The following is a 20,493-nucleotide window of genomic DNA, read 5'->3' as shown; positions in this document are numbered from 1 at the left end:
AAAGGAATTTTATGTCCATTATTCAAAAACTCTGGTGGTTTTTTAAGCTAGAAAAACGCCGTTATCTAGTCGGAATTGTGGCCTTGGTCTTGGTTTCTGTCCTTAACCTCATTCCCCCAATGGTCATGGGGCGGATCATTGATGCTATCACATCGGGGCAATTAATTCAGAATGAACTACTTATTTACCTATTTTACTTGCTTCTTGCGGCCTTTGGTATGTACTATCTGCGCTATGTTTGGCGTATGTATATTCTTGGGACATCCTACCGTCTGGGGCAGATTATGAGGTCTCGCTTGTTTGAGCATTTTACAAAGATGTCTCCAGCCTTTTATCAAACCTATCGGACGGGGGACTTGATGGCACACGCAACCAATGATATCAATTCTTTGACGAGTCTTGCAGGTGGTGGTGTTATATCTGCGGTAGATGCCTCTATTACAGCTTTAGTGACTTTGCTGACCATGCTCTTTAGCATTTCCTGGCAGATGACTCTAGTTGCAATTTTACCCCTGCCTTTTATGGCATATGCGACCAGTCGTTTGGGAAGAAAGACTCATAAGGTCTTTGGAGAGTCACAGGATGCCTTTTCTGAACTCAATAACAAGGTTCAGGAGTCTGTATCAGGTATCAAAGTGACCAAGTCTTTTGGTTATCAGGCAGATGAGCTGGAGTCCTTTCAGGCAGTCAATGAATTAACCTTCCAAAAGAATCTCCAAACCATGAAATACGATAGACTCTTTGACCCAATGGTTTTCTTGTTTGTTGGATTATCCTATGTTTTAACACTCTTAGTCGGCTCTTTGATGGTTCGGGAGGGGCAGATTACAGTTGGAAATTTGGTCACTTTTATTAGTTATTTGGATATGATGGTCTGGCCTCTCATGGCTATTGGTTTCCTCTTTAATATCACTCAGCGAGGAAAGGTTTCTTACCAGCGGATTGAGAATCTTTTGTCTCAGGAATCATCTGTAAAAGACTCCGAGTTTCCTCTGGATGGTATTGAAAACGGGCGCTTGGAGTATGCTATTGATAACTTTGCTTTTGAAAACGAGGAAACGCTAATGGATATTCACTTTAGTTTGGAAAAAGGGCAAACTCTGGGCTTGGTTGGGCAGACAGGCTCTGGGAAAACATCCTTGATTAAACTCCTCTTGCGTGAGTACGATGTGGATAAGGGAGCTATTTATCTAAATGGTCACGATATTCGCGATTATCGTTTGACAGACCTTCGTAGTCTTATGGGCTACGTCCCTCAGGACCAGTTCCTCTTTGCGACTTCGATTTTAGACAATATTCGCTTTGGCAATCCTAACTTGCCCATTTCAGCGGTCGAGGAAGCGACTAAGCTAGCTCAAGTTTACCAAGACATTGTAGCCATGTCACAGGGATTTGATACGTTGATTGGTGAAAAGGGAGTCAGTCTTTCTGGTGGGCAAAAGCAGCGTCTGGCTATGAGTCGGGCTATGATTTTAGACCCTGATATCTTGATTTTGGATGATTCTTTGTCGGCCGTGGATGCCAAGACAGAGTATGCGATTATCGACAACCTTAAGGAGACGCGAAAGGACAAGACAACCATTATTACGGCTCATCGCCTCAGTGCAGTTGTCCATGCAGATTTGATTTTAGTCCTGCAAAATGGTCAAATCATCGAACGAGGCAGGCACGAAGACTTGCTAGCTTTGGATGGCTGGTATGCCCAAACCTACCAGTCTCAGCAGCTGGAAATGAAGGGAGAAGAAGATGCAGAATAAACAAGAACAATGGGCTGTATTGAAGCGCTTGATATCTTATCTCAAGCCTTATGGTCTTCTGACCTTTTTGGCACTCAGCTTTCTCCTAGCGACTACGGTCATTAAAAGTGTCATTCCCCTTGTGGCTTCCCACTTTATCGACCAGTATCTCAGCAATCTCAATCAACTCGCTGTGACAGTGTTGCTGGCCTACTATGGTCTCTATATCCTGCAAACTCTGGTTCAGTATGTCGGAAATCTTCTCTTTGTACGGGTGTCTTACAGTATTGTGAGGGATATTCGTCGCGATGCCTTTGCCAATATGGAGAAGCTAGGCATGTCTTATTTTGACAAGACGCCAGCAGGCTCTATCGTCTCTCGTTTGACTAATGATACCGAGACAATCAGTGATATGTTTTCGGGGATTTTATCCAGTTTTATCTCAGCAATTTTTATCTTTTTGACAACCCTTTATACCATGTTGGTGTTGGATTTTCGTTTGACAGCATTAGTCCTGCTCTTTCTCCCTTTGATTTTCCTTTTGGTCAATCTCTATCGTAAAAAATCAGTCAAGATTATCGAGAAAACCAGAAGTCTCTTGTCAGATATCAATAGTAAGCTGGTAGAAAATATCGAAGGAATTAGGATTATCCAGGTCTTTAATCAAGAAAAGCGCCAGCAGGCAGAATTTGATGAGATTAACCAAGAACACTTGGTCTATGCCAACCGCTCTGTAGCCTTTGATGCCCTCTTGTTGCGCCCTGCTATGAGTTTGTTGAAACTCCTAGGTTATACTGTCTTAATGGCCTATTTTGGCTACCGTGGTCTTTCTATCGGGATAACGGTCGGGACTATGTATGCTTTTATCCAGTACATCAATCGTCTCTTTGATCCTCTGATTGAAGTAACGCAAAACTTTTCAACCCTGCAAACGTCTATGGTGTCTGCAGGCCGTGTCTTTGCCTTGATTGACGAGGCAACCTATGAGCCTCTTCAAGAAAATAGTCAGGTTGAGGTTGAAGAAGGCAATATTCGTTTTGAACATGTGTGTTTCTCATATGATGGCAAACATCCTATTCTGGATGATATTTCTTTTTCGGTCAACAAGGGTGAAACCATTGCCTTTGTAGGTCATACAGGTTCGGGGAAATCTTCGATTATAAATGTTCTCATGCGCTTTTATGAATTCCAGTCAGGGAGAGTTCTCTTGGATGATGTGGATATCAGGGATTTCAGTCAAGAAGAGCTGAGAAAAAACATCGGTTTGGTCTTGCAGGAACCCTTTCTCTATCATGGAACTATTAAGTCCAATATCGCCATGTACCAAGAAATCAGTGATGATCAGGTTCAGGCTGCGGCAGCCTTTGTGGATGCAGATTCCTTTATTCAAGAACTTCCTAAGGGGTACGACTCCCCTGTGTCTGAGCGTGGATCGAGTTTTTCAACTGGTCAGCGACAGCTTCTTGCCTTTGCCAGAACAGTTGCCAGCCAGCCTAAAATCCTGATTTTGGATGAAGCGACCGCCAATATTGACTCTGAAACAGAAAGCTTGGTTCAAGCTTCTCTGGCGAAGATGAGACAGGGCCGAACAACTATTGCTATCGCTCACCGCCTTTCTACTATTCAAGACGCCAACTGCATCTATGTTTTGGACAAGGGGCGCATTATCGAGAGTGGAACTCATGAAGAACTCTTGGCCTTGGGAGGAACCTATCACAAGATGTATAGCTTGCAGGCAGGGGCCATGTCCTAACACTCTTTGATTTTCATTGAGTAAAAGAAGGAAATCCTTCAAATTACAGATTTCTTTCACCGCCTTTTCCATTTTGTGGTATAATGAAAAATGTTGACAAATAGTATAATAAAAACAAAGGAGAAACAGCATGCTGAAATGGGAAGACTTGCCTGTGGAAATGAAATCAAGCGAGGTTGAGTCTTACTACCAGCTTGTCTCTAAAAGGAAGGGTTCGCTGATTTTCAAGCGTTGCTTGGACTGGGTTTTGACCTTGGTCTTACTGGTTCTGACCTCTCCCATCTTTCTCATCTTGAGCATTTGGATCAAGTTGGATAGCAAGGGGCCAGTGATTTACAAGCAAGAGCGGGTGACCCAGTACAACCGTCGGTTCAAGATTTGGAAGTTCCGTACCATGGTGACGGATGCAGATAAAAAAGGAAGTCTGGTGACTTCTGCTAATGATAGTCGCATTACCAAAGTTGGCAATTTTATCCGCCGTGTGCGTTTGGATGAACTGCCTCAGCTGGTCAATGTCCTGAAAGGCGAAATGTCCTTTGTCGGTACGCGACCTGAAGTGCCACGTTACACAGAGCAGTATAGCCCTGAAATGATGGCGACCTTGCTCTTGCCAGCAGGAATTACCTCTCCAACCAGCATCAACTACAAGGATGAGGACACTATCATCAGTCAAATGACGGAGAAAGGTCTGTCGGTTGACCAAGCCTATGTCGAACACGTCCTTCCTGAAAAGATGCGCTATAACCTCGTCTATCTCCGAGAGTTTAGTTTCCTTGGAGACATCAAAATCATGTTTCAAACCGTATTTGAGGTACTAAAATAAAGTAGTCATAAGAGAATGAGTACAGATAAAAGGAGCAAATCAATGCCAAATTACAATATTCCATTTTCACCACCCGATATTACGGAATCAGAAATTGCTGAAGTAGCGGATACCCTTCGTTCTGGTTGGATTACAACAGGTCCTAAGACCAAAGAACTGGAGCGTCGCTTGTCCCAATACACACAGACGCCTAAGACTGTCTGCCTTAACTCTGCGACAGCCGCTCTGGAGTTAATTTTGCGTGTGCTTGAAGTTGGGCCTGGTGATGAAGTCATCGTTCCAGCCATGACCTATACAGCTTCATGTAGTGTCATCACGCACGTAGGAGCGACCCCTGTCATGGTAGATATCCAAGCAGATACGTTTGAAATGGACTATGACTTGCTGGAGCAAGCTATTACTGAAAAGACTAAGGTGATTATTCCGGTTGAGCTTGCGGGGATTGTTTGCGACTACGACCGTTTGTTCCAAGTAGCGGAGAAGAAACGTGACCTCTTTACTGCGTCAAGCAAGTGGCAAAAAGCCTTTAACCGTATTGTGATTGTCTCTGATAGTGCCCATGCTTTGGGATCAACTTATAAAGGACAACCAGCTGGTTCTATCGCTGACTTTACTTCCTTCTCATTCCATGCGGTTAAGAACTTTACAACGGCAGAAGGTGGAAGCGCAACTTGGAAGGCCAATCCAGCGATTGACGACGAAGAGATGTACAAGAAATTCCAAATTCTTTCCCTTCACGGGCAAACTAAGGATGCTCTTGCCAAGATGCAACTGGGTTCATGGGAATACGATATCGTTACACCAGCTTACAAGTGCAATATGACAGATATCATGGCATCGCTTGGTTTGGTACAATTGGACCGTTACACTGGTTTGCTAGAACGTCGTAAGGACATCGTGGATCGCTATGATCGTGGTTTTGCAGGTTCTCGCATCCATCCTTTGGCACACAAGACTGAAACTGTCGAATCTTCACGTCACCTTTACATTACCCATGTAGAAGGAGCGAGCTTAGAAGAACGCAATCTTATCATCCAAGAATTGGCCAAAGCAGGAATTGCAAGTAATGTACACTACAAGCCACTTCCGCTCTTGACAGCCTATAAGAATCTTGGCTTTGATATGGCGAATTATCCAAGAGCCTATGCCTTCTTTGAAAATGAAATTACGCTCCCTCTTCACACTAAATTAAGCGATGAAGAAGTGGACTATATCATTGAGACTTTCAAAACAGTTTCTGAAAAAGTGCTAACTTTATCAAAAAAATGACAAACTACAGACAAGCGAAAGTAATACTGTCCCTAAAAAGTCTAATTGAGTGTAAAAACTGTTGTTTTCAATTGATAATAGTTTACACCTGTAGTTGAGGCCCCTTTCTCCTCAGAGAGAGAATTTTTATAGGATTTTCCTTTCTTGTGGGAGTCCCGTGGTTTGAAATAAGATGTGAGCAATTTGGTGTAGCATTTAGAATCCTTACTAGACATCATTTAGAAAATCTAGTGTCTTGTTCTAGTTTTCAATTCACCCTATTTTTTGAAAGACGTGAGTTTCCATGAGTGAGATTGTGGAAACTCGCGTCTTTTTTTGTTTTCAGAATATTGTTCAAAGTTTTGTGCCTGTCTTTCATGTTCTAGTCATTCTTTTGCATGATAGAATTTATAGCGTTTTGATATTATAATAATACAAATATCCCATATGTTTAGTGAAGCTTGCTATACATCATTAGATCTCCTGCGAGACAATCTATAAAACACTTGTCTACGATTACCTATATGCCCTATTCCAGTATTTTAGAAGCACTGCATCTATTTTTATCGAGGTTAAATCTAGCTTTTATAGAGGGTCTATTTAAGAAATATATTGTAGTGTTTTAGTTTCAATCCGCCATATGAGCGATATTCAGGTAAATATCCCTGGCGAATGCTTGTATGACAAGGTATTTGTTCTTTCATTTATAATTTACAACATATCAATAAATTTAAATATAGTAAATGGGATATTTTATATTCAAGCTAAGAAAGATAGCATCATTTTTAAATGGAAGGCTAAAGAGCAAACTAGGAAGTTGGCCATAGATAGCTCAAAACCCTGCTTTGAGGTTGTAGATATAGTAAAATGAAATAAGAATAGGACAAATCGATCAGGACAGTCAAATCGATTTCTAACAATGTTTTATAAGTAGAGGTGTACTATTCTAGTTTCAATCTACTATAGAACTGACCAAGTCAGTAACCTAGACTTAGGGCAAGGCGGCACTGACCTAGTTTGAAGAGATTTCCGAAGAGTATAAATTTTAATATTTTCTTGTGTTATTTCTTGACAATTCAATTTGGAAAATATATGATAAAGATAATGACAGCGGTGTCATTCTATCTATTTTAAGAAAAGTAATAATCAATTGTTAAAAAATAGTAAAAAAATTGGAGGTTCTGATGAAATATTTTGTTCCTAATGAGGTATTCAGTATTCGTAAATTAAAGGTGGGGACCTGCTCGGTACTATTGGCAATTTCAATTTTGGGAAGCCAAGGTATTTTATCGGATGAAGTTGTTACTAGTTCTTCACCGATGGCTACAAAAGAGTCTTCTAATGCAATTACTAATGATTTAGATAATTCACCAACTGTTAATCAGAATCGTTCTGCTGAAATGATTGCCTCTAATTCAACCACTAATGGTTTAGATAATTCGTTAAGTGTTAATAGTATCAGCTCTAATGGTACTATTCGTTCCAATTCACAATTAGACAACAGAACAGTTGAATCTACAGTAACATCTACTAATGAAAATAAGAGTTATAAGGAAGATGTTATAAGTGACAGAATTATCAAAAAAGAATTTGAAGATACTGCTTTAAGTGTAAAAGATTATGGAGCAATAGGTGACGGAGTTAATGATGATCGTCAAGCAATTCAAGATACAATAGATGCTGCAGCTAAAGGACTAGGTGGAGGAAATGTATATTTTCCTGAAGGAACTTATTTAGTAAAAGAAATTGTTTTTTTAAAAAGTCATACACACTTAGAATTGAATGAGAAAGCTACCATTCTAAATGGTATAAATATTAAGAATCATCCTTCCATTGTTTTTATGACAGGTTTATTTACGGATGATGGTGCGCAAGTAGAATGGGGTCCAACAGAAGATATTAGTTATTCTGGTGGTACTATTGATATGAACGGTGCTTTGAATGAAGAAGGAACTAAAGCAAAAAATCTACCACTTATAAATTCTTCAGGTGCATTTGCTATTGGGAATTCAAATAACGTAACTATAAAAAATGTAACATTCAAGGATAGTTATCAAGGGCATGCTATTCAAATTGCAGGTTCGAAGAATGTATTAGTCGATAATTCTCGTTTTCTTGGTCAAGCTTTACCTAAAACTATGAAAGATGGGCAAATTATAAGTAAGGAGAGTATTCAGATTGAACCATTAACTAGAAAAGGTTTTCCTTATGCTTTGAATGATGATGGGAAAAAATCTGAAAATGTTACTATTCAAAATTCCTATTTTGGCAAAAGTGATAAATCTGGGGAATTAGTAACAGCAATTGGCACACACTATCAAACATTGTCGACACAGAACCCCTCTAATATTAAAATTTTAAATAATCATTTTGATAACATGATGTATGCAGGTGTACGTTTTACAGGATTCACTGATGTATTAATCAAAGGAAATCGCTTTGATAAGAAAGTTAAAGGAGAGAGTGTACATTATCGAGAAAGCGGAGCAGCTTTAGTAAATGCTTATAGCTATAAAAACACTAAAGACCTATTAGATTTAAATAAACAGGTGGTTATCGCCGAAAATATATTTAATATTGCCGATCCTAAAACAAAAGCGATACGAGTTGCAAAAGATAGTGCAGAATATTTAGGAAAAGTATCAGATATTACTGTAACAAAAAATGTAATTAATAATAATTCTAAGGAAACAGAACAACCAAATATTGAATTATTACGAGTTAGTGATAATTTAGTAGTCTCAGAGAATAGTATATTCGGTGGTAAAGAAGGAATTGTTATTGAGGATTCAAAGGGTAAAATAACCGTTTTAAATAACCAATTTTATAATTTATCCGGTAAGTATATATCATTCATCAAATCTAATGGAAATGGGAAAGAACCTGTTATACGTGATAGCGATGGTAATTTCAATATTGTAACGGAGAATGGGCTTTACAAAATTGTAACAAATAACTTAAGTGATAAAAACGAAAAAGAAAAAAACAAAGAGGAAAAATTTAAAACAAGTTCATATGTGCATGAAAAACAATCTAATTCAAATAATGTAATTGATAGTAACCAGAAGAACGGAGAGTTTAACTCAAGTAAAGATAATAGACAAATGAATGACAAGATCGACAATAAACAAGATAATAAGACAGAAGAAGTAAACTATAAAATAGTTGGAGATGGCAGAGAAACTGAAAATCATATTAATAAATCTAAAGAAATAGTAGATGTAAAACAAAAATTACCAAAGACTGGTTCGAACAAGATTATGGAACTATTCTTAACAGTGACAGGAATTGGTTTACTTTTGACACTAAAAGGGTTGAAGTATTATGGTAAAGATAAATAAAATTTGTTCGATACAAGGAAGTTCCGTAGAAAATGAGGATGCTGTAGGTTCACAAAATCAGTATTTTTGGATTATTGATGGAGCTACAGATTTATATAATTCTAAAGAGGAGATAGGTTATTCAGTCTCAGAAGTTGTACATATTTTATCAGAAAGTTTGTCGGTTAATTGTAAAGAATCAAAAACTCTTAAACAAATATTTGAAACTGCTTTACTCGAGGTTAAAGATGAAATCGGTTTAAACTCATATGAATTAACAGAGTATTATCGCTTACCAACATTTGCTTTTATATTTGCTAAACTTTCAGAAAAAAAGTTGGAGTATATGATGCTAGGTGACTGCGTCATGTTAGTAAACGAAATGGAAATAACTGATCATAGAGTAGATAACTTATTTGAAAAAGGGAAAAATGAGATAAAAGATTCAATTGGTACAAGTAGTGTTTTAAATAAAAAAATTATTTTACAAAAAATCAGAAAATTATCTAATCAACCGAGTGGGTACTGGATAGGTTCGTTGGATGAGAGATTTTTAGACCATGCTATTATTAATCAAATAGATGTTACTAGTGAACAAATTGTTTTAATGAGCGATGGCTTTTATGAATTCTATCAAAATAATCAAAATAAAACTTTTGAAGAGTTAATTAAGATGAGATTTAATTCTTCTGCTATTGATCCAATCTATGGAAAGAAGGATGATGCAAGTATTCTAGTTATTGATGTTTGATATATTGTTTAAAATATTAATTGTTACTATTGAACTTTGTTAAGAAGAGGTACCTAAATGTTAAGGTTATATTTAGAAAATGAAATTATAGAATTATCAAATAATTTAGAGACCATTTGGGTATCTGTGCTTGATAAATATGAGAAGTTATTTGAATATTTATCAAATGAAGAACGAGTAGAATTGATTAAAGAAGATTTAATCATAAATGAGTCAGTTCTAAATATTGATAAAAAAGGATTTGAGTTAATTTGTTTACAACATCCTGTTTCATATGACTTAAGAAGAATTATTAGTGTAATAAAAATATCAACTGACATTGAACGTATTGGGGATAGAATTGTTGAAATTTTAAAAAATCTACAGATTATTCAAAATAATGAAAATTTGAAGAAAATTATTTCAGAAATAAAAATACTTCATGAAGTTATCGGACAGCATATGAATAGGGCTATATCTTGTTATAGAGAGGAACAATCTGGATGTTTAGATATGGTTGTTATACAAAAACAGAATGAGATAGAAGAGCTTAGTATAAATATTGAAAAGAAAATAATGAATTACATATTTGAAGATGATGGGAATGTTTCTGAAGTAATTGGTGCTTTAGATATTATTCATCACCTTGATAAAATTGCTCATACTACGCAAGCAATTTATAAATGGATAATGTATAGAAAATATGGGAACATAAATTAGAAAGAAAAATATATGAAAACAATTATTGATAATTTTGTTGATAGAGTAATTGAATACGGAATGTATAATGAAATTGACAAAATATATGTGAAAAATAGAGTATTAGCGTTAATAGGTGAGGAGGGAACTGATCGCATTTCCGATGAAAATGACCTGAAACAAATAAAAGATTACTTAGTGGAAATCGCCTTAAAAAACGGTAAAATTAAAGATTTAATCGAGGAAAAGGAATGTTTAGGAGCAGAGTTAATGAATTTCATAGTTCCTTTACCTAGTCGATTAAATGATATTTTTTGGAGTTCATATGATATATCACCTCAAGAAGCAGTTGAAGAGTTTTATAAGTTAAGTAAAGATAGTGATTATATTAAAACTTCTGCTATTGCTAAGAATATTGAGTTTAGAGCATCAACTAAATATGGAGAGCTAGAGATTACGATAAATTTGTCAAAACCCGAAAAAGATCCAAAAACAATTGCTGCTGAAAAATTAGTAAAAGCAACTAATTATCCCAAATGTTTACTATGTATGGAAAATGAAGGATATCAGGGGCGAATAAATTATCCAGCACGTTCGAATCATAGAATTATTCGGTTGAAACTTGGTGACGAAGTATGGGGATTCCAGTATTCTCCCTACTCATACTTTAATGAGCATGCGATATTTTTGAATAGTCAACATGTACCAATGGCTATTACCTCTAAAACATTTGAACAATTATTGGAGATTGTTGATATTTTGCCAGGATATTTTGCTGGTTCAAATTCTGATCTTCCTATCTCAGGAGGCTCCATTCTTAGTCATAACCACTATCAGGGAGGGAAATATATTTTCCCAATGGAAAAAGCAAAATTTGAGAGTGAATTTCGTTTTAAAGACTTTGAGGATATTAATGCTGGTATTGTAAAATGGCCAATGTCAGTAATTAGGTTACAAAGTGAAAATAAAAATCGCTTGTTAGATTTAGCTACTAAAATTCTAAATAAGTGGAGAGAATATTCAGATTTAGAAGTAGACATCATTGCTATGACTGAAGATGTCCCACACCATACGGTGACTCCTATTGCTCGTAAAGTGGACGGGAGATATGAATTAGATATTGTTCTAAGAGATAATCATACTACTGAACAATACCCAGATGGTGTTTTCCATCCTCATCAAGATGTACAACATATTAAAAAGGAAAATATCGGATTAATCGAAGTGATGGGACTTGCGATATTACCACCTCGTTTGAAACCAGAGTTAGAAGAAGTTGGAAAATATCTTTTAGGAGAGGAAAACGCAATTGCGGATTATCATTTAGAATGGGCCGACCAATTGAAAGAAAAATATCCTAACATTAAAAAAGAAGAGGTTAATAGCGTAGTTCAACACGAAGTAGGACAAGCATTTGCGAGAGTCCTAGAAGATGCAGGTGTTTATAAGAATACTTCATCTGGACATGAAGCGTTTATGAGATTTGTTAAGTCGGTTGGAATTAATTAGGAGGAAACCCAAATGGCAATATTGGTAACAGGCGGAGCTGGTTATATTGGTAGCCATACCGTAGTAGAATTACTAAATTTAGGAAAGGAAGTTATCATTGTCGACAACCTTTCGAATTCTAGCATCTTGGTGCTAGACCGTATTGAAGCAATTACAGGAATACGTCCTGTGTTTTACGAATTAGATGTTTGTGATAAACAAGCATTGAGAAAGGTATTTGAACAAGAATCGATTGATGCTGCAATTCATTTTGCAGGTTATAAAGCTGTCGGAGAATCCGTGCAAAAGCCTGTGATGTACTACAAAAATAATATTATGAGTACATTGGCACTTGTTGAAGTGATGTCAGAATTTAATGTTAAAAAGATTGTCTTTTCTTCAAGTGCGACTGTATATGGAATTAACAATCAGTCACCTCTAATTGAGACGATGCAAACAAGTGCGACAAATCCTTATGGGTATACGAAAGTGATGCTTGAGCAAATTTTAAAAGATGTTCATGTGGCAGATTCAGAATGGAGTATTGCGTTGCTTCGTTATTTCAATCCAATTGGTGCTCATGAGTCTGGGCTTATTGGGGAAGATCCCTCAGGAATTCCTAACAACTTGATGCCTTATATTGCACAAGTAGCGGTAGGTAAGCTGTCAGAGCTAAGTGTGTTCGGAAATGATTATGATACGCTTGATGGTACTGGTGTGCGTGATTATATCCATGTAGTAGATTTAGCAATAGGACATATAAAAGCTTTAGAAAAAGTATCTGAAAAAACAGATGTTTATATCTATAACCTAGGCTCGGGAGAAGGCACTAGTGTATTACAACTTGTAAATACATTTGAAAGTGTTAATAAGATCCCTATTCCTTATAAAATAGTTCCAAGACGTTCAGGAGACGTTGCAACTTGTTATGCAAATGCAGACAAAGCATATAAGGAATTAAATTGGAGAACAACAAAATCGATTGAAGACATGTGTAGAGATACATGGAATTGGCAATCAAAAAATCCCAATGGCTATAATTGATGATACTGTCTATATGAGTGCTGTATTTTGGAAAAATTACTTAACCTTTTAATGAAATGTATATTTAATGAAAGATAAATTAAAAAAAATGTTTGACAGCGCTTGACAAAGGAAACGGTTTCATTGTATAATGTAAACATGATGACACCGATGTCAAATATAAAAAAGAAGGTCTTTATATGAAAAACTTAACAAAAATTAAGTTCAAAGAGAATGGGGAATTTAATCATTTCCCTGGGAATACAGTTGTAGCAAATCTTTATACTAAACAAGATTTGATGGAAGTTGTTGATATTATTCAATCACGTTATAGAGAATTACCATTTATCGATAAGTTCACTTTAACTCCAAGGAATTCTATTCACATGACTGTAATTGAATTGTTGTGCCATGAAAATCGTGAAACGGAGTTTTGGAGCAGTAATCTTCCTCTAGATACACCTTTACAGGAAATACATGATTACTTTGCTAAACAACTTGAAATTTTTCCATTGTTGGATGAAGAAATTCATATGCGTGTAACTGAAATGGGAAAACAAAACATATTAGTTGAACCTGCAGATGAAGCTTCTGCAAAGAGATTAGAAGAAATTCGTACTTATGTCTCAGAAAAAGCAGGTGTTCGTTTCCCTAATCATGATAGATATCAATTCCATATTTCAATTGGGTATCTTCGAATTCCTTTAACCGAAGAGGAGGAAGAAGAGTTTACTAAAGTCAGAGCAGAATTAACTGAAATTTTATTAGAGAAGATTCCAACTATTACTGTAAACCGTATTGACTATACTGTATTTGAAGATATGAGACAATTTGTTCCATATCACGAAAAATTTAAATAAAATAATAAAAAAGGAGAACTTATCATGAAAAAAATGAAAGTTTGGTCTACTGTACTTGCAACGGGAGTTGCTCTTACTACACTTGCTGCTTGCTCTGGAGGTTCAAATTCTACGACTGCTTCTTCATCTGAAGAAAAAGCTGATAAAAGTCAAGAATTAGTAATCTATTCGAACTCAGTCTCAAATGGTCGTGGTGATTGGCTAACTGCTAAAGCAAAAGAAGCTGGTTTTAATATCAAAATGGTTGATATCCCTGGCGCTCAATTAGCAGACCGTGTTATTGCTGAGAAGAATAATGCAGTTGCAGATATGGTATTTGGAATTGGTGCTGTTGATTCAAATAAAATTAGAGATCAAAAATTACTAGTACAGTACAAGCCTAAATGGTTAGATAAAATTGATCAATCTTTATCAGATAAAGATAATTATTATAATCCTGTGATTGTTCAACCATTAGTTTTAATTGGGGCGCCTGATGTAAAAGAAATGCCTAAAGATTGGACAGAATTAGGTAGTAAGTATAAAGGTAAATATTCAATTTCTGGTCTTCAAGGTGGTACAGGACGTGCAATTCTAGCAAGTATCTTAGTTCGATACCTTGATGATAAAGGTGAATTAGGTGTTTCCGAAAAAGGTTGGGAAGTAGCAAAAGAATATTTGAAAAATGCATACACTCTTCAAAAGGGAGAAAGTTCAATTGTTAAGATGTTAGACAAAGAAGATCCAATACAATATGGAATGATGTGGGGTTCTGGTGCATTAGTTGGACAAAAAGAACAAAATGTTGTTTTCAAAGTTATGACTCCTGAGATCGGTGTACCATTTGTAACTGAACAAACTATGGTTTTAAGCACTAGTAAAAAACAAGCGTTAGCTAAAGAATTTATTGATTGGTTTGGTCAATCAGAAATTCAAGTAGAATATAGTAAGAACTTTGGATCTATTCCTGCAAATAAAGATGCCCTCAAAGATCTACCAGAAGATACTAAGAAATTTGTTGATCAAGTGAAACCACAAAATATTGACTGGGAAGCTGTTGGAAAGCATTTGGATGAATGGGTAGAAAAAGCTGAATTAGAATACGTACAATAAGAAATAAGAGTTAATTTTTATGTCCAAGTCTCTCTATTATTTCTAAATTTATGGAAGAAATAAAGAGAGGCTTTTGGTTTTAGTGATAGAGGGAGTTAGTGAGATGATTAAATTTGATAATATTCAAATTAAATATGGTGATTTTGTTGCAATTGATAATCTGAATTTAGATATACATGAAGGGGAATTCTTTACTTTTCTTGGGCCTTCAGGATGTGGTAAATCAACTACTTTGAGAGCTTTGGTAGGTTTTCTAAATCCATCATCAGGAAGTATTGAAGTTAATGGAACAGATGTCACTCATTTGGAACCTGAAAAGCGTGGAATTGGTATTGTATTTCAATCTTATGCGCTATTTCCAACTATGACTGTTTTTGATAATATTGCATTTGGTTTAAAAGTTAAGAAGGTAGCTCCAGATGTTATTAAAGCTAAAGTATCAGCAGTAGCAGCAAAAATTAAGATCTCTGATCAACAGTTACAGCGTAATGTATCAGAATTATCTGGGGGTCAACAACAAAGGGTAGCATTGGCTCGTGCTCTGGTTCTTGAACCTAAAATTCTTTGTCTAGATGAACCATTGTCAAACCTTGACGCAAAATTACGTGTAGATTTGAGAAAAGAGTTGAAAAGACTTCAAAAAGAGTTAGGTATTACTACTTTATATGTTACTCATGATCAAGAGGAAGCCTTGACTTTATCTGATAGAATTGCAGTCTTTAACAATGGATACATCGAACAGGTCGGTACACCAGTAGAAATTTATCATAATTCTCAAACTGAATTTGTATGTGATTTTATTGGAGATATTAATGTTTTGACTGATGAAACAGTCCACGAAGTATTATTGAAAAATACAAGCGTTTTCTTAGAGGATAAAAAAGGATACATTCGATTAGAGAAAGTTCGATTCAATCGTGAAACTGAACAAGATTTTATTCTAAAAGGGACAATTATTGATGTTGAGTTTTCTGGAGTTACAATTCACTATACAATAAAAGTTTCTGAAAGTCAGATTCTTAATGTAACAAGTATTGATAGTCAGGCTGCTATTAGATCTGTCGGAGAAAGTGTGGAATTATTTATCACTCCATCAGACGTTCTGCAATTTTAAGGAGGTGCAGTATGCGTCATAAATTAAATTTAAAAGATTGGCTTATTCGTTTAGGGTTAATCTGGTTCTTAGTAACATTTATTATTTATCCAAACTTTGATCTAGTAGTGAATGTATTTGTAAAAGGAGGAGAATTTTCCCTTGATGCTGTACATCGTGTTCTAAAATCTCAGAGAGCACTTCAGAGTATTATGAACAGTTTTAAGTTAGCATTTTCACTCATTATTACAGTTAATATCGTAGGTATTCTTTGTGTTCTATTTACAGAGTACTTTGATATTAAAGGTGCTAAAATTTTAAAATTAGGTTATATGACTTCTTTAATTTATGGAGGAGTGGTTTTAGCGACTGGATATAAATTTGTCTATGGTCCTTATGGATTGATTACAAAATTTTTACAAAATGTTATCCCTTCTTTAGACTCTAACTGGTTTATTGGGTATGGTGCAGTCTTATTCATTATGACATTTTCAGGAACTGCTAATCATACATTGTTTTTAACAAATACAATTCGAAGCGTTGACTATCACACTATTGAGGCTGCTCGAAATATGGGAGCAAAACCATTTACTGTTTTCCGAAAAGTAGTGTTACCAACCTTAATTCCAACTCTATTTGCACTTACTATTATGGTTTTTCTTAGTGGTTTATCTGCAGTAGCAGCACCCATGATTGTTGGTGGTAAAGAATTTCAAACTATAAATCCAATGATTATTACATTTGCAGGGATGGGGAATTCTCGTGATTTAGCTGCCTTACTTGCAATTATTTTAGGTATTGCAACTACAATTTTGCTTACTATCATGAATAAGATAGAAAAAGGTGGAAATTATATTTCTATCTCTAAGACTAAAGCGCCTCTTAAAAAACAAAAAATTGCGTCTAAGCCTTGGAATATCATTGCTCACATTGTAGCATATGGATTGTTCACAGTTTTCATGCTTCCACTAATTTTTATAGTATTATACTCATTTACAGATCCAGTTGCAATTCAAACAGGTAACTTAACATTATCAAACTTTACTTTAGAAAATTATCGCTTATTCTTTAGTAATAGTGCGGCATTCTCTCCATTCTTGGTCAGCTTTATTTATTCTATTATTGCTGCGACAACAGCAACAATTCTCGCAGTTGTATTTGCTCGTGTTGTCAGAAAACATAAATCTCGTTTTGATTTCTTATTTGAATATGGTGCTCTACTTCCTTGGTTACTACCAAGTACACTTTTAGCAGTAAGTTTATTATTTACTTTTAATCAGCCACAATTTCTTGTCTTGAATCAGATTTTGGTAGGTGGTTTGGTAATTCTACTTATTGCATATATAGTTGTAAAAATCCCATTTTCTTATAGAATGGTACGTGCTATTTTATTTAGTGTTGATGATGAGATGGAAGATGCAGCAAGAAGTATGGGTGCTTCACCTTTTTATACTATGATGAAGGTTATCATTCCATTTATTTTACCGGTTGTTCTCTCTGTTATTGCTTTAAACTTTAACTCTTTATTAACTGACTTCGACTTATCTGTATTCCTTTACACCATCCCCTAGCTCAACCATTAGGTATTACGATTCGATCTGCAGGTGATGAAACAGCAACATCTAATGCACAAGCTCTGGTATTTGTTTATACAATTGTTCTGATGATTGTTTCTGGAACTGTATTATACTTCACACAAAGACCGGGGCGTAAAGTAAGGAAATAATCATGACAGCCACTAGTCTTGGGTTATCACATATTGAAATAGTTGTCAGGATTGTTTTATCAGTAGTTATTGGTGGTGTAATTGGTTTAGAGAGAGGAAGTAAATCTCAACCAGCAGGTATTCGTACACATAGTATTGTTTGTCTGGCTGCATGTTTAATTATGATGACGAATGAATACGTATCTTATAAATTTGGTACAGGAGATCCTACACGCTTAGGTGCGCAGGTTATATCAGGTGTTGGTTTTCTTGGGGCTGGAACAATACTTATTACAGATAAAAAGAAAATAACTGGTTTAACAACTGCAGCCGGAATATGGGCTTCAGCTGGAATTGGATTAGCTATTGGAGTAGGTTTTTATGAGGGAGCTCTTTTAGTAGCCATTTCTGTTTGGGGTGTGATATCCATGTTCCAACCACTAAAAAAATATCTACGAAATCGTTCTAAAATGATTGAATTGTATATAGTGGTTAAATCTACAGAAGCCTATAATCGTGTATTGGTTTATTGTGCAGAAAATGGCATTAGAATGACTGATTCTAGAACTGCATTTGGAGATGTTAATTCTGACAGAATTGAATATTTTGATGTTCCAGACAAAAAAATCGCGTCATTTATTACTCTGGAATTATCAGGTAGATTTGAGCACCTTAAACTAATGGAAGAAATTGCTAATATTGTAGGTGTTATTTATGTCGAAGAAATTAGCTGAAATTTAGTAAACAAAGGGACAGATGTTTTTGTCCTTTTGTTTTTTAGATGTTTTAATCATCTAATTTTTGAGTAGATTTTTGCTCAGAGGTTTTTATGAAAGATTATAAAATCAATTTTGATTTAGGTAAAATAGAATATTTTGATAATAATTGTTTGATACAAGTATACAAATTTATTTCTTTTTATGATATTTGTGAAATGGTGTTTGCCTTTCATTTACCTCCTGATGAGTTGATAACAAATGTTATCTTTAAAGAAAAAATTAACTCTATGTTAAAATGTTACATTGACAGGCTATTATATGTTTTTATAAATCCTACACATTTTACTGAAAAAGTTAATCTACAATTTTATGGCAGTTTTTTCTCATATGAATTTATTTGTCGTGAAGTTGGAAACATTCTTAAAAATAAAGGTGTGAAATGCAATTTAAACTTTTTTGAAGGGAAAGAATATTTGTAAAATTAATTTTGTGAATTTGTGGATCTTAAATAATTTACTAAATTCTCTTGTTAAAAAAAATTAAATATTGTATAGTAATATTAGAATGTTCGTAATGGAGGACTGAAATGAAAAATATAAATGGGAAAAAGGTAACTATTTATGATATTGCACGTTTATCAGGTTTTTCTCCAAAAACAGTTTCACGAGTTATTAATGGTGGAGTAAATGTTAAAGAAGAAACTTATCAAGCGATTCAAAAAGTTATAGAGGAATTGTCGTATATTCCAAATGCGTATGCAAAAAATTTAACTAAAAAAGAAGCTATAAATATATTGATTTCTGTAAAAAAAATCGACTCTTTTCCTTTAATTTGGTTTCATACGCTGTTAGATAAAGTGTTACGGACGTGTAAAGAATTTGGTGTTAATGCTATAGTTGAGTACTTTGGAGAGGAGGATACAATTAGTAATTCAATTATATCAAGCACAGGTAGCCTAGTAGATGGTGTTATTGTTTTTTATGAAAGTGTAGATGATATCAGAATTCAGTATTTAAAGAAGAACCATATGCCTTTTCTTGTTTTCGGTGAATCTCAAACGTCTGGAGTAGTCTATGTATCTAATAATAATTTTCAAGCTACTTATGATATGATGAAAGCTGTAACTGAAGAAAAATTTAAAAATATGTGGTTGCTTATGGGAGGAGAATCCCATGTTAATAAGGATCGTGAAAGAGGTGTGCGTTCTTTTCTGAATGATAAAAATTACTTTATGGATTTAAAAGTCATTTATGGCTTATCTACAATTGATTCAGTTTATTCTTATGCAATGCAGCACTTGACTACCCAAAATTATCCGGACATTATTTTTGTTTCAGGAGATGAAAAGGTTCAGGGCTTGATTCGTGCGTGCTATGAGAAAGGAATTCTTATTCCAGATGATATTTCTATCATTGGATTTGATAATATTCCTATTTCTCAGTATTATACTCCAGCTTTGTCTACAATTGCTCCCAATTATGTTAAATTGGCTAAAGAAATGATAGAAGGTGTTTTAGCAATTATTAAAGGGGAAAGTGTCACATCTGTTGAAGTTTCTCCTAAATTTGTTAGGAGACAGAGTTTCTAGTATTGTTTAATTCTTGAAAATCCTAGTGGAAAAGATGGAGTGTTCTAAAATAAGTTCTGTTTAGCCTCCATTCAGTTTCTATTGAGTTGGATCCAATTTCTAACAAGTGGGACATGTTCATGTTCGATTTAAGGAAGACATGGTCACATTCGAATGATATTTTCAAAAAAATCGTAAAAAAGTCTTGACAAAGAAAAAACAAAGTATTAAAATAAGTTCAACAAATCAGAAAAGTAACTATTTTTGATCTTCAGGGAGCCTGTGGTGGTTGTGAATAGGTGGTTGGAAGTAGTGAAAGTGGGCTGATTTTGAAAATGAATTTGAAACAATGAAAATTCGGTGCGCACACCTTACAGTGCAGCTTGTTGTTAGACAAGGCAGAGATGTAAAGGAGATAGTTCCTTTATAATTGAGGTGGCACCGCGTTACCAACGCCCTCACATGGAAGTAGATTCCGTGTGTGGGCTTTTTTCTATCCGTCATTTTGTTTATCTTTTATTAGGGCCTTAAGTCGCTTTGATGAACTTGAGTTCTATCTACAGCTCCTTGCCTACTACTAAAAGCAAACAAAAAGGCCGGACTAATACGAAAAAAGCTAGTAATACTCAATGAAAAT

15 protein-coding genes, 1 pseudogene and 1 other annotated feature are annotated in these 20,493 nt (G+C 35.1%); all 16 genes and pseudogenes read left to right on the top strand.

The genetic code is table 11. From position 1 onward, the window contains the following. The first annotated feature begins 11 nt into the window (after window positions 1-11). The 16 genes and pseudogenes from HT703_RS03215 (at window position 12) to HT703_RS03140 (ending at window position 19,877) form a co-directional block, all read left to right on the top strand. On the top strand, window positions 12-1,757 hold the full coding sequence (locus HT703_RS03215) for an ABC transporter transmembrane domain-containing protein (RefSeq protein WP_000022577.1): 1,746 nt from the start codon (window positions 12-14) through the stop codon (window positions 1,755-1,757). After that, a complete protein-coding gene (locus HT703_RS03210) occupies window positions 1,747-3,489 on the top strand; it encodes an ABC transporter ATP-binding protein (RefSeq protein ID WP_001180122.1) in 1,743 nt (580 codons plus the stop codon). Before HT703_RS03215 ends, HT703_RS03210 begins: the two co-directional genes overlap by 11 nt. 130 nt (window positions 3,490-3,619) lie before the next feature. Further along, window positions 3,620-4,312, top strand: coding sequence for a sugar transferase (locus tag HT703_RS03205; RefSeq protein ID WP_172929915.1), 693 nt, complete (start codon window positions 3,620-3,622; stop codon window positions 4,310-4,312). A 42-nt stretch (window positions 4,313-4,354) separates the two neighbouring features. After that, on the top strand, window positions 4,355-5,581 hold the full coding sequence (locus HT703_RS03200) for a DegT/DnrJ/EryC1/StrS aminotransferase family protein (RefSeq protein WP_172923204.1): 1,227 nt from the start codon (window positions 4,355-4,357) through the stop codon (window positions 5,579-5,581). Between the two features lie 1,163 nt (window positions 5,582-6,744). Continuing rightward, window positions 6,745-8,901, top strand: a complete 2,157-nt coding sequence (gene pfbA / locus HT703_RS03195; protein WP_166735992.1) for a multi-ligand-binding adhesin PfbA — start codon at window positions 6,745-6,747, stop codon at window positions 8,899-8,901. Beyond that, window positions 8,885-9,631, top strand: a complete 747-nt coding sequence (locus tag HT703_RS03190) for a protein phosphatase 2C domain-containing protein (RefSeq protein WP_166735991.1) — start codon at window positions 8,885-8,887, stop codon at window positions 9,629-9,631. The genes pfbA and HT703_RS03190 overlap by 17 nt, the downstream gene beginning before the upstream one ends. Before the next feature lie 57 nt (window positions 9,632-9,688). Beyond that, window positions 9,689-10,330 carry a phosphate uptake regulator PhoU gene (locus tag HT703_RS03185; protein ID WP_000945329.1) on the top strand — a complete coding sequence of 214 codons (642 nt, stop codon included), beginning with the start codon at window positions 9,689-9,691 and terminating at the stop codon, window positions 10,328-10,330. Between the two features lie 12 nt (window positions 10,331-10,342). Then, the gene (gene galT / locus HT703_RS03180; RefSeq protein WP_023932602.1) at window positions 10,343-11,818 is read left to right on the top strand and encodes a UDP-glucose--hexose-1-phosphate uridylyltransferase; all 1,476 of its coding nucleotides are present in this window, start codon (window positions 10,343-10,345) and stop codon (window positions 11,816-11,818) included. Between the two features lie 12 nt (window positions 11,819-11,830). After that, window positions 11,831-12,841, top strand: a complete 1,011-nt coding sequence (gene galE / locus HT703_RS03175; protein WP_000996560.1) for a UDP-glucose 4-epimerase GalE — start codon at window positions 11,831-11,833, stop codon at window positions 12,839-12,841. Between the two features lie 179 nt (window positions 12,842-13,020). After that, on the top strand, window positions 13,021-13,680 hold the full coding sequence (locus tag HT703_RS03170; RefSeq protein ID WP_000793811.1) for a DUF1868 domain-containing protein: 660 nt from the start codon (window positions 13,021-13,023) through the stop codon (window positions 13,678-13,680). 24 nt (window positions 13,681-13,704) lie between these two features. Next, window positions 13,705-14,772, top strand: coding sequence for an extracellular solute-binding protein (locus HT703_RS03165; RefSeq protein WP_000738377.1), 1,068 nt, complete (start codon window positions 13,705-13,707; stop codon window positions 14,770-14,772). Window positions 14,773-14,875: 103 nt separating this feature from the next. Further along, the gene (locus HT703_RS03160) at window positions 14,876-15,886 is read left to right on the top strand and encodes an ABC transporter ATP-binding protein (RefSeq protein ID WP_023932608.1); all 1,011 of its coding nucleotides are present in this window, start codon (window positions 14,876-14,878) and stop codon (window positions 15,884-15,886) included. Window positions 15,887-15,897: 11 nt separating this feature from the next. Next, window positions 15,898-17,591: pseudogene (locus HT703_RS03155) on the top strand (iron ABC transporter permease). 2 nt (window positions 17,592-17,593) lie between these two features. Then, complete coding sequence (locus HT703_RS03150) at window positions 17,594-18,304, top strand: MgtC/SapB family protein (RefSeq protein WP_000127548.1); 711 nt, start codon at window positions 17,594-17,596, stop codon at window positions 18,302-18,304. Window positions 18,305-18,399: 95 nt separating this feature from the next. Further along, a complete protein-coding gene (locus HT703_RS03145) occupies window positions 18,400-18,768 on the top strand; it encodes a hypothetical protein (RefSeq protein WP_000656287.1) in 369 nt (122 codons plus the stop codon). A 107-nt stretch (window positions 18,769-18,875) separates the two neighbouring features. Beyond that, window positions 18,876-19,877, top strand: coding sequence for a LacI family DNA-binding transcriptional regulator (locus HT703_RS03140; RefSeq protein WP_000789949.1), 1,002 nt, complete (start codon window positions 18,876-18,878; stop codon window positions 19,875-19,877). A 211-nt stretch (window positions 19,878-20,088) separates the two neighbouring features. Next, window positions 20,089-20,319: a binding site (T-box leader), on the top strand. Window positions 20,320-20,493: the final 174 nt, after the last annotated feature.

Origin of the sequence: Streptococcus sp. 3874, from assembly GCF_013276425.1 — a bacterium.
GTDB classification, from domain to species: Bacteria; Bacillota; Bacilli; order Lactobacillales; family Streptococcaceae; genus Streptococcus; species Streptococcus pseudopneumoniae.
This window is presented reverse-complemented; position numbering and strand designations above follow the sequence as displayed.

Bases quoted from the DNA above. Each gene is read 5' to 3' on its own strand.
- HT703_RS03215 (WP_000022577.1), top strand. From the start codon at position 12: ATGTCCATTATTCAAAAACTCTGGTGGTTTTTTAAGCTAGAAAAACGC.
- HT703_RS03210 (WP_001180122.1), top strand. From the start codon at position 1,747: ATGCAGAATAAACAAGAACAATGGGCTGTATTGAAGCGCTTGATATCT.
- HT703_RS03205 (WP_172929915.1), top strand. From the start codon at position 3,620: ATGCTGAAATGGGAAGACTTGCCTGTGGAAATGAAATCAAGCGAGGTT.
- HT703_RS03200 (WP_172923204.1), top strand. From the start codon at position 4,355: ATGCCAAATTACAATATTCCATTTTCACCACCCGATATTACGGAATCA.
- pfbA (WP_166735992.1), top strand. From the start codon at position 6,745: ATGAAATATTTTGTTCCTAATGAGGTATTCAGTATTCGTAAATTAAAG.
- HT703_RS03190 (WP_166735991.1), top strand. From the start codon at position 8,885: ATGGTAAAGATAAATAAAATTTGTTCGATACAAGGAAGTTCCGTAGAA.
- HT703_RS03185 (WP_000945329.1), top strand. From the start codon at position 9,689: ATGTTAAGGTTATATTTAGAAAATGAAATTATAGAATTATCAAATAAT.
- galT (WP_023932602.1), top strand. From the start codon at position 10,343: ATGAAAACAATTATTGATAATTTTGTTGATAGAGTAATTGAATACGGA.
- galE (WP_000996560.1), top strand. From the start codon at position 11,831: ATGGCAATATTGGTAACAGGCGGAGCTGGTTATATTGGTAGCCATACC.
- HT703_RS03170 (WP_000793811.1), top strand. From the start codon at position 13,021: ATGAAAAACTTAACAAAAATTAAGTTCAAAGAGAATGGGGAATTTAAT.
- HT703_RS03165 (WP_000738377.1), top strand. From the start codon at position 13,705: ATGAAAAAAATGAAAGTTTGGTCTACTGTACTTGCAACGGGAGTTGCT.
- HT703_RS03160 (WP_023932608.1), top strand. From the start codon at position 14,876: ATGATTAAATTTGATAATATTCAAATTAAATATGGTGATTTTGTTGCA.
- HT703_RS03150 (WP_000127548.1), top strand. From the start codon at position 17,594: ATGACAGCCACTAGTCTTGGGTTATCACATATTGAAATAGTTGTCAGG.
- HT703_RS03145 (WP_000656287.1), top strand. From the start codon at position 18,400: ATGAAAGATTATAAAATCAATTTTGATTTAGGTAAAATAGAATATTTT.
- HT703_RS03140 (WP_000789949.1), top strand. From the start codon at position 18,876: ATGAAAAATATAAATGGGAAAAAGGTAACTATTTATGATATTGCACGT.